The organism is Phenylobacterium sp. (genome assembly GCF_030651185.1).
Lineage (GTDB): Bacteria > Pseudomonadota > Alphaproteobacteria > Caulobacterales > Caulobacteraceae > Phenylobacterium.
This window is the reverse complement of record NZ_JAUSCJ010000011.1, coordinates 110,735-119,756: the sequence shown is the minus strand read 5'-3', so window position 1 is coordinate 119,756 and position 9,022 is coordinate 110,735. Positions and strand designations below refer to the sequence as shown.

At 68.1% G+C, this 9,022-nt stretch carries 8 protein-coding genes; 6 read left to right on the top strand and 2 right to left on the bottom strand.

Features of this window, described 5'->3' with window-relative positions; translation table 11 throughout:
* Positions 1–2: 2 nt before the first annotated feature.
* From Q7J39_RS03570 to Q7J39_RS03560, 3 genes are read left to right on the top strand one after another with little or no spacing between them, the layout of a single operon-like run.
* Complete coding sequence (locus Q7J39_RS03570) at positions 3–860, top strand: alpha/beta hydrolase (RefSeq protein ID WP_304820500.1); 858 nt, start codon at positions 3–5, stop codon at positions 858–860.
* 9 nt (positions 861–869) lie between these two features.
* Positions 870–2,381, top strand: a complete 1,512-nt coding sequence (locus tag Q7J39_RS03565) for a CoA-acylating methylmalonate-semialdehyde dehydrogenase (RefSeq protein WP_304820498.1) — start codon at positions 870–872, stop codon at positions 2,379–2,381.
* A gap of 24 nt (positions 2,382–2,405) precedes the next feature.
* Positions 2,406–3,110 carry a hypothetical protein gene (locus Q7J39_RS03560; protein ID WP_304820496.1) on the top strand — a complete coding sequence of 235 codons (705 nt, stop codon included), beginning with the start codon at positions 2,406–2,408 and terminating at the stop codon, positions 3,108–3,110.
* On the opposite strand, the gene Q7J39_RS03555 is transcribed toward Q7J39_RS03560, so the two are convergent.
* Entirely contained in the window at positions 3,094–3,354 is a 261-nt protein-coding gene (locus tag Q7J39_RS03555; RefSeq protein WP_304820494.1) for a hypothetical protein, read from the bottom strand. The two genes, Q7J39_RS03560 and Q7J39_RS03555, sit on opposite strands and share 17 nt — an antisense overlap.
* Before the next feature lie 97 nt (positions 3,355–3,451).
* Here Q7J39_RS03555 and zapE point away from each other — a divergent pair, with 97 nt between their 5' ends.
* The 3 genes from zapE (at position 3,452) to Q7J39_RS03540 (ending at position 7,977) form a co-directional block, all read left to right on the top strand.
* Positions 3,452–4,564: a cell division protein ZapE gene (gene zapE / locus Q7J39_RS03550; protein ID WP_304820492.1), complete on the top strand. Its 1,113-nt coding sequence runs from the start codon at positions 3,452–3,454 to the stop codon at positions 4,562–4,564.
* Positions 4,565–4,726: 162 nt separating this feature from the next.
* Positions 4,727–5,584, top strand: a complete 858-nt coding sequence (locus Q7J39_RS03545) for a helix-turn-helix domain-containing protein (RefSeq protein ID WP_304820490.1) — start codon at positions 4,727–4,729, stop codon at positions 5,582–5,584.
* A complete protein-coding gene (locus Q7J39_RS03540; protein ID WP_304820487.1) occupies positions 5,581–7,977 on the top strand; it encodes a CHASE3 domain-containing protein in 2,397 nt (798 codons plus the stop codon). Before Q7J39_RS03545 ends, Q7J39_RS03540 begins: the two co-directional genes overlap by 4 nt.
* Here Q7J39_RS03540 and Q7J39_RS03535 read toward each other — a convergent pair.
* Positions 7,974–8,855, bottom strand: coding sequence for a LysR substrate-binding domain-containing protein (locus tag Q7J39_RS03535; protein WP_304820485.1), 882 nt, complete (start codon positions 8,853–8,855; stop codon positions 7,974–7,976). The two genes, Q7J39_RS03540 and Q7J39_RS03535, sit on opposite strands and share 4 nt — an antisense overlap.
* Positions 8,856–9,022 lie beyond the last annotated feature (167 nt).

Sequence of the window (9,022 nt, the reverse complement as noted above, 5' to 3'; positions counted from 1 at the left end):
ACATGACGATCACGGACCAAGAGCTGGCGACCATCCTGGCGACTCATCGGTACGCCCTGAACAGCCAAACCATCGGCGAGACCTTTCAGATCGATGTCGCCCTGCCCAGCCCCTGGACCGGGCAGAGGCCGGATCACCCCTTGCCGGTGGTCTATGTGATGGACGCCAACACGGTGTTCGGGATCGCCGCCCAGGCCCTGCGTTTCCTGCAGAACGCCGATGGCGTCCCGCCCTGCCTGCTGGTGGGTGTGGGCTATCAGTTGGGGGGGCCGCGCCGCCGCCGCCGCGACTATGGCTGGCTGCGCACCCGGGACCTCACGCCGAGCTCCGACGACGCCTTCCACGAGACCTTGCTGGCCCAGATGGGAGACCAGCCCCTACCCGACATCGGACCGGCCGGCGGCGGAGAGGCCTTCCTGGATTTCCTGATCGGGGAGGTGCGGCCCTTCATCGCCGAGCGCTACGCCACCGATCCCGGCGACCAGACCCTGGTGGGCAGTTCGCTGGGCGGTCTGTTCAGCCTGCACGCCTATCTGACGCGGCCTGGCGCCTTCACCCGGCATGTGGCCAACAGTCCGGCCCTGTGGTGGCGCGACTGCGAGGCCTTCGCCACCGAGGCCGCCGCCCAGCCCGATCCTGCGACCCGGCTCTTCCTGTCCGTGGGCGGCCTGGAGACTGACCCGCGCTGGCCGATGGTGGATCATATGCGGCAGATGGCGCAGCGGCTGAGCGCGCGAGGTCTGCCGGTCGCTTCCCACGTCTTCGAGGGCGAGAGCCACACCTCGGTGATCCCGGCCGCCTTGAGCCGGGGTCTGCGCTCGGTGCTTGCGCCTCTACCCACGGGGGCGATCCCGTCCTAGAAGTTCGCCATGCGCGAGATCACACACTTCATCGACGGCGTGTCCGTCGCGGGGACCTCCGGCCGCTACGGCGAGGTCTTCAATCCCAATACCGGCGAGGTCCAGGCTCGCGTGGCCCTGGCCACGCCTGCCGAGCTGGACGCCGCCGTCCAGGCCGCGCTGCGGGCGCAACCCGCCTGGGCCGCGGTCAATCCGCAGCGCCGGGCGCGGGTGATGTTCGAGTTCAAGCGGCTGGTGGAAGCCCGCATGCAGGAACTGGCCGAGTTGCTCTCGTCGGAGCACGGCAAGGTGGTGGCGGACAGTAAAGGCGACATCCAGCGCGGCCTGGAAGTCATCGAGTTCGCCTGCGGCATCCCGCACGCCCTGAAGGGCGAGTATACCGAGGGCGCGGGCCCCGGCATCGACGTCTATTCGATGCGCCAGCCCCTGGGGGTGGCCGCGGGCATCACCCCGTTCAACTTCCCGGGCATGATCCCGATGTGGATGTTCGGCATCGCCATCGCGGTTGGCAACACCTTCATCCTCAAGCCGTCGGAGAAGGACCCGACCCTGCCGGTGAGGCTGGGTGAACTGTTCATGGAGGCCGGCGCGGCGCTGGGCATGGACCTCAAGGGCGTGCTGAACGTCGTCCATGGCGACAAGGTCAGCGTCGACGCCATCCTGACCCATCCCGACATCGCCGCCGTTAGCTTCGTCGGGTCCTCGGATATCGCCCACTACGTCTATTCCACCGGAACCGCGCACGGGAAGCGCGTCCAGGCCATGGGCGGGGCCAAGAACCACGGGATCATCCTGCCCGACGCCGACCTCGACCAGGCGGTGAAGGACATCATCGGGGCCGCCTACGGCTCGGCCGGCGAGCGCTGCATGGCCTTGCCGGTGGTGGTGCCGGTGGGCGCCAGGACCGCCGAGGCCGTGCGCGAGAAGGTGCTGGCCGAGATGGAGACCCTGAAGGTGGGGATTTCCTCCGACGCCTCGGCCCAGTACGGCCCGGTGGTCACCGCCGCCCACCGCCAGCGGGTGGCCGACTACATCCAGATGGGGGTGGACGAGGGCGCCGAGCTGGTGGCCGACGGCCGCGGCTTCTCCCTGCAGGGCTACGAGAAGGGCTTCTTCATCGGCCCCACCCTGTTCGACCAGGTGAAGCCCACGATGCGCACCTATCAGGAGGAAATCTTCGGGCCGGTGCTGCAGATCGTCCGGGCCGAGACCTTCGAGGAGGCCGTCGACCTGCCGTCGAAGCACCAGTACGGAAACGGCGTCGCCATCTTCACCCGCAACGGCCGTGCGGCGCGCGAGTTCGCCGCCCGGGTCAATGTGGGCATGGTGGGCATCAATGTGCCGATCCCGGTGCCGGTGGCCTACCACACCTTCGGCGGCTGGAAGCGCTCGGCCTTCGGCGACGCCAACCAGCACGGCATGGAGGGCGTGAAGTTCTACACCAAGGTCAAGACGGTGACGGCGCGCTGGCCCGAGGGCGCATCCGAGGACTCGGCCTTCGTCATTCCCACCATGCGTTAAGCTGAGACCGACAGAGAGATGGCGATGACGTTTCGAGCCTGGGCGATCCTGATCCTCGTGGTGGCGCTGGCCGGCGCCGGCGCCTGGGCCTTCTGGAACTACGATCTGCGCTGGCGGCCCAAGACCATCACCAAGCACCAGGTCGAGATCACAAGGATTCTGGACAGCGCCGGCTGGGCCTCGCCAGGCCTCACCAAGGGCAAGCTCTACATGGTCTCGTTCCGGACCTGCCCCGACTGCCTGCGGTTCAAGACCGAGGAGTTCCCGGCGCTGCACGCGCAGGGGATCGACACCCGGGTCATCGAGATCGCCCGGCGCGACAAGAACGGCCTGGCCAAATCCACGCCCGTCGAGCGGACCACCGTGGCCGAACTCTGGATCCGCCATGGGACCCCCGCCGCCTGGCGGCTGATGGAGGCCTGGGAGTCCGTGGTTCCGGACGCCTGGACCGCGCCGGGGATTCCGCCCGCCGATGGGGACATCGCCCGCAGCGCGGTGATCGAGGCCGGCCGCAAGATGACCGAGGACCTCAGGCCGTTGCTGAAGGACAACGGGGTCACCGTCAGCGACCCTACCGGCATCCGCTATCCGACCCTGGTCTGGTGGAACGCCAAGGGCGAGATGCGGGCCTGCGCCTGCGAGCAGCGGGAAACCTACCGCTTCGTCCGCAAGGAATTGGCGGAGGTTTCCAAGGTGGCCGGACGGCCCGCGGTTACGCCCGGCCGCTGATCACGTCCTTGTTGTGGGCGCGGGTCTTCCTACCGTGCTCGCGATCGGCGGGCGAGCCGTCGCGGTGGCCGATCCCCTGGTGGCGGCCCTCGGCTTCCAGGTCTTCGACTAGCAGATCTGCGGCCTCGGTCCCGTCGGCATCCTGCTGCGCGTCCAGTTCGCGGGCTCCCACCCCATTGCCTTGCTGCCGGGTCACGTTGGCCTCGACGGTGGTGGGCGAGAAGCTGCGGGGGTCTTGCGCCATGGTGGGGCTCCTTTGAGGTTGCAGGAATCCAACCCCCGGGCCGGCGGGCCTGTTCCCCCTGTTGTGATCACAAGCGCGGCGGGCTAGGCGGGAGGAGATGGCCTCCTCCCTGCAAGCCGCCTACGACGCCCGCCTCGCCGCGGGCGCGATCCGTCCCGACCCGGCCCAGGTCGCGGGCCTGAAGGCCCTGGTGCGCCTGGAAGGCGACCTCGAAGGCGCCGAGCCCTCTGGCCTGGCCGCCTTTTTCCGCAAACCCGAGGCCCAGCGCGGGGTCTATCTCTGGGGCCCGGTGGGGCGCGGCAAGTCCATGCTTATGGACCTGTTTTTCGAGACCGTCCCGGTGGCCAGGAAGCGCCGCACCCACTTCCACGTCTTCATGGGCGAGATCCATCGGCTGATCGGGCAATGGCGATCGGGGGACGCCGCCGCCCGCAAGGCGCGTTTCGGCCAGAGCAAGGGCGACGACCCGATCCCGGCGGTGGCCGATGTGGTGGCCGAGGGCGCGCGGCTGCTGTGCTTCGACGAGTTCCAGGTCACCGACATCGCCGACGCGATGATCCTGGGACGGCTGTTTGAGGCCCTGTTCGCCCGCGGAGTCACCCTGGTGGCCACCTCCAACCGCGTGCCGGACGCCCTCTACAAGGACGGCATCAACCGCCAGCTGTTCCTGCCCTTCATCGCCGACCTCAAGACCAGGGTCGAGGTGGTGAGCGTGGCGGGCGGGCACGACTATCGCCTGGACCGGCTGCGGGCGGCGGGAACCTGGTTTTCCCCCAACGATCCCGACAATCAACGCAGCTTCGAGGCCCTGTGGCGCGACATGCTGGGCAATGAGGCTGAGGTCGGCGAGGCCCTGGAGGTGCTGGGCCGCAAGGTCCACCTGCCCCACGCGGCGGGCGGCATGGTGCGCGCCTCCTTCGCCAGCCTCTGCTCGGTGGCGCTCGGGCCCAACGACTACGTGGCCCTCGCCGAGCGTTTCCACACGGTGTTCCTGGAGGACGTGCCGAAACTCACTCCCAGCCGGCGCGAGGAGGCCCGGCGCTTCGTCATCCTCATCGACGCCCTCTACGAGGCCCGCACCAAGCTGATCGTGCTCGCGCAGGCCGACCCCATGTCCCTCTACCCCCAGGGCGACGGCGCCTTCGAATTCGAACGCACGGCCTCGCGCCTGCAGGAGATGCGCTCGGCCGACTGGCTGGCGGACCGCTAGGGCCGCCGCGCCTACCGTGCCGAGATGGTCGGCCCGAGGCAGCCCAGCCGCCGACAGGCCTCCTCCTGCTCGCGGGCCAAGAATACCGCCTTGTGGCGCGGTCATCGGCAGCGCAAGAAGGTGATGTTGGCAGCAACTATTGGTCGCCATGGAGGTCTTCCCATGCCGCTCACCCTGCAATTCGCCGACCCCTTGCTACAACCGCCGCCGCAACCGATGCGCAGCTGGCGAGGCTGCTCGGCCGAGCACGTCGTTCTCACCAGTCCCGATCCCTATGGTTTCGCCCTGACCGGCGAGACCCACTACCTGGCGCTTCACGACATCGAACTGTCGGACGGCGAACTGCATGTCGACACCGTCGGGTCTGTGCGTGAGCTGGATCTCCGCGACACCATCACCTTCGTTCCCAAGGGGTGCGCGATCTCGGGATGGGCGCGGCCCAAACCCCGCCGGAACGGTTTTGTTGCGCTCTACCTTGACCCCGCCCTTTTGCACGCAGAGCTCGATGCGCGGTTCGCGGCGCGCGATCCCGAGCCCCTGGTCTACGCCCGAAACACCGCGCTGCAATCGACGCTGGGCAAACTCCAGACCCTCATTCAGACCGCTGATGCCGACGCCCTCCATGCGGAAAGCCTTTGCCTTCTCGCGGCGCTTGAGGTCCTCGCCATTCCGCCGCAACCGCGTGCGGGCAGCCTATCGCCGGGGCAGTTGCGCCGGGTCCGGGACTATATCGATGGCCATCTTCAGGCGGCCATCAGCCTGTCGGACCTTGCTGGCGCATGTGGGCTTAGCCGCTTCCACTTCTCCCGCGCCTTCAAGCTGGCGACCGGGGCGTCGCCCCATCAGTTCGTCGCGGCGCTCCGCGTCGACGCGGCGCGTCAGCAACTGAGCGGTACGAGCGATTCGATCGAGCAGGTCGCGGCCCGTTGCGGCTATTCCAGCGCCGCTCAACTGCGCCGCGCCTTCGCGAGTCGGCAAGGAACCACGCCACGGCAGTTTCGCCGGGAGACGCAGTCGTGAACCGCAAGCTCGACCTCCCGGACCCGGCCGTGGCGGTCGCCCCGCGCCCCATGGCCCGCGACCTGGTTCGCTGGCTCTCGATATGCGCGGTGTTTCTGGCGGTCGCGGCTCTAGTCGTCCTGGCCTGGGGCGCCCAGTCGGCGCAGCGGACGCGCCAAGACGCGGTGAACTGGGAAGCCCACAGCCTGCAGGTGATGCTGGCCTCCGAACGACTGCTTTCTGCCTACCTGGATGGCGAAACCGGACAACGCGGCTACGTCCTGACCCAGGACAAAACCTACCTTGAGCCGCTCACGGCCGCGCGGACCGTTGGCGCAGCGCAGGAACTTCGGCTGATCGAGCTCACCAAGGACAATCCCGCCCAGGTGCGCAATGTCGAGGCGCTGGGTGTCCTGAACCGGCTGCGCGTCCGCCAGTTTGACCAGGTGGTCGCCCTGGCGCAGGCGGGCAAGGTCAATGCGGCCCGCGAGCTTATCCTCTCCGGCCAAGGCAAGACGGCCATGGAAGCGATCCGCGCCCGAACAGCGCTCATCGGGGCGGAGGAGCAACGCCGGCTCGCAATCCGCCGCGCCGACGCGATTGCAGCCACCTCGACCTCGGAGACTTACACCGGGCTGCTCAGCGGTGTGGGCGTGCTGCTTATCCTGGCGACCGGCGCGCTGGCTGTGACCTTGGTGCGGCGGCGCGAAGGCGCGCTGGTGGAGCGCACCCGCGCGGAGGTCGCCGATGTCGTGAGATTGAACCGTGACCTTCTGCAGACGGTGATCGACGGCAGTCATGACCCGATTTTCGCCAAGGACCTGTCTGGCGCCTTCGTGCTCGCCAACCGCCGGATGGGTGAGGTCTATGGCGTGCGGCCGCAGGACATGCTTGGCCGTTTCGACCGCGATTTCGCCGAGCCGGATGTCGCCGACGCGCTGACCCGGGTCGATCAGGAGGTGATGGCGTCGGGGCAGGCGCAGACCGTCGAGGAGGCGGTGCCGGAGCGCGGCGAGATGCGCATCTTCCTCTCGTCGAAAGTGCCGTGGCGGGTGGATGACAAGGTGGTCGGCGTCATCGGCATCGCCCGCGACGTCACCGAGATGAAGCAGGCCGAGCGCGTCCTGGTGGCCGCCAACGACGAGCTTGAGGTGCGTGTTCGGGCTCGGACGAGTGACCTTCAAGACGCCCTTGCCGACGCGACGTCGCAGGCTGGCCAGCGCGCGGCGGCCGAGGCCCAGATGCGCCAGATGCAGAAAATGGAGAGCATCGGGCAACTGACCGGCGGCATCGCTCACGATTTCAACAACATGCTCGCCATCGTCGTCGGGTCTCTGGATATGGCGCGCCGGCGCCTCAACGGTTCGGAAGACCCGAAGGTGCGGGTGTGTATCGACAACGCCGGCGAGGGCGCGACCCGAGCCGCGGGGCTAACCGCCAGGCTGTTGGCTTTCTCGCGGCAGCAGCCGCTCGCCCCGGAGGCGCTGGATCCCAACAAGCTGGTGAGCGGCATGTCGGAGCTGCTTCGGCGCACGCTTGGCGACCACATCCGGATCGAAACCGTCCTGGCCGGCGGTCTGTGGGCGGCTTTCGCCGACGCCGCCCAGCTCGAAAGCGCCATCGTCAACCTCGCGGTGAACGGGCGCGACGCCATGTCGGAAGGCGGCAAGCTGACGATTGAAACCAGCAACGCCCACCTCGACGACAGCTATGTCGCCGGCGAGTTAGAGCTGGAAGCGGGTCAGTATGTCCTGATCTCGGTGTCCGATAGCGGCACGGGTATGGCGCCAGACGTCGCCGCTAAGGCTTTCGACCCGTTCTACACCACCAAGGATGTCGGCAAGGGCACCGGCCTTGGCTTGAGCCAAGTGTTCGGTTTCATCAAGCAATCCGGCGGCCACATCAAAATTTACTCGGAAGTCGGCCACGGCACGACCCTGAAGATCTATCTTCCCCGCTATAGCGGCCTGATCGTCGATGCGATCAAGCCAACCCAGGAGACGACGCCGCTCGGTGATCTCAGCCAGATCATTCTCGTCGTCGAGGATGAGGCCAAGGTGCGGCACATGGCCGTCGATGCCCTCCGGGAACTGGGCTACACCGTCGTGCAGGCGGAGAACGGTCAACAGGCGCTGGAGCAGCTGACGCTGCAGCCGGCCATCAGCATGTTGTTCACCGATATTGTCATGCCAGACATGAACGGCCGCCTCCTGGCCGAGGAAGCGCTGAAGCGGCGGCCTGACCTCAAGGTCCTCTACACCACGGGCTACACACGCAACGCGGTGGTGCATAACGGCATGCTGGACGTCGGCGTGGCCTTCCTGTCCAAGCCCTACACCTTTGAACAACTGGCCCGAAAGGTTCGGGATGTCATGAGGGATGCGGGGGCGAACCGGCTCAAGGTGGCGACCTAGGGCCGCAAACTCCGCACCAAGTCCTGCGCATACGGCCGCAGGTCGGCGAAGCGGCGGACGCAGAGGGTCAGGTCGCGGACCGCCCAGTCGTCCTCCAGCTCGATCACCGACAGCGGGGTGGCCTGGGCGACGCGGGCGGCGGTGGACTGGGGCACGACGCCCACGCCCACACCGGCCTCCACCAGCCGACAGACCGCGTCGAAGCTGCGGAGCTGGACTCGCAGGTTCAGGCTCGAGCCCAGGCGCGCGGCCTTGTCGGCCAGGAAGCGCTGCAGGGCGCTGGTGCGTTCCAGGCCCACCAGGTCGAAGGCCAGGACCTCGGCGAAGGCCACCCGCGCCCGGTCGGCCAGGGGGTGGCCCGCCTGCGCCACCACCACGAAGCGGTCCGAGCGGAAGGGAAAGGTCTCCAGTCCGCCGACGTCCACGGTGCCGGCGACGATGCCGATATCCCCCACGCCCTCGGCGATCAGGCCGACGATCTCGTCCGATAGCCGCTCCTCCAGATCGACCCGGACCTTGGGGTTGCCCGCCAGGAAGCGGGCCAGCGCCTCGGGCAGGAACTCGGTGGAGGCGTTGGTGTTGGCCAGCAGGCGGACCTCGCCGGTGAGGCCGCCGGCATAGGCGCCGAGATCCTCCCGCAGGCGGGCGCTCTGCTCCAGCATCAGGCGGGCATGCTTCAGCAGGGTCTGGCCGGCCGGCGTGGGGACCACCCCCTGGCGGCTGCGAACCAGCAGGGCCGCGCCGATCTCCTCCTCCATGGCCCGCACGCGGGTGGAGGCCGCGGCCAGGGCCAGATGGCTGCGGGCCGCGCCGTGGGTGATTGAACCCGCCTCCACCACGTCGGCGAACAGCCTGAGGTCCACTAGATCAAACCGCATCTTCGTCTCCCGCGAAGGATGGGTCCGTATAAGACGCATTGAAAGGCTTGTCGAAGCCGACCATCCTTCGCACCAAGCGAAGTTTCCGGATGTCTTGTCGATGATCACCCTCTTGCCCGTCCGCCGGCGGCCCACGCCCGGCTTCGTTGACACCTGGCGCCCGGCGC

Bases quoted from the DNA above. Each gene is read 5' to 3' on its own strand.
- Q7J39_RS03570 (WP_304820500.1), top strand. From the start codon at position 3: ATGACGATCACGGACCAAGAGCTGGCGACCATCCTGGCGACTCATCGG.
- Q7J39_RS03565 (WP_304820498.1), top strand. From the start codon at position 870: ATGCGCGAGATCACACACTTCATCGACGGCGTGTCCGTCGCGGGGACC.
- Q7J39_RS03560 (WP_304820496.1), top strand. From the start codon at position 2,406: ATGACGTTTCGAGCCTGGGCGATCCTGATCCTCGTGGTGGCGCTGGCC.
- Q7J39_RS03555 (WP_304820494.1), bottom strand. From the start codon at position 3,354: ATGGCGCAAGACCCCCGCAGCTTCTCGCCCACCACCGTCGAGGCCAAC.
- zapE (WP_304820492.1), top strand. From the start codon at position 3,452: ATGGCCTCCTCCCTGCAAGCCGCCTACGACGCCCGCCTCGCCGCGGGC.
- Q7J39_RS03545 (WP_304820490.1), top strand. From the start codon at position 4,727: ATGCCGCTCACCCTGCAATTCGCCGACCCCTTGCTACAACCGCCGCCG.
- Q7J39_RS03535 (WP_304820485.1), bottom strand. From the start codon at position 8,855: ATGCGGTTTGATCTAGTGGACCTCAGGCTGTTCGCCGACGTGGTGGAG.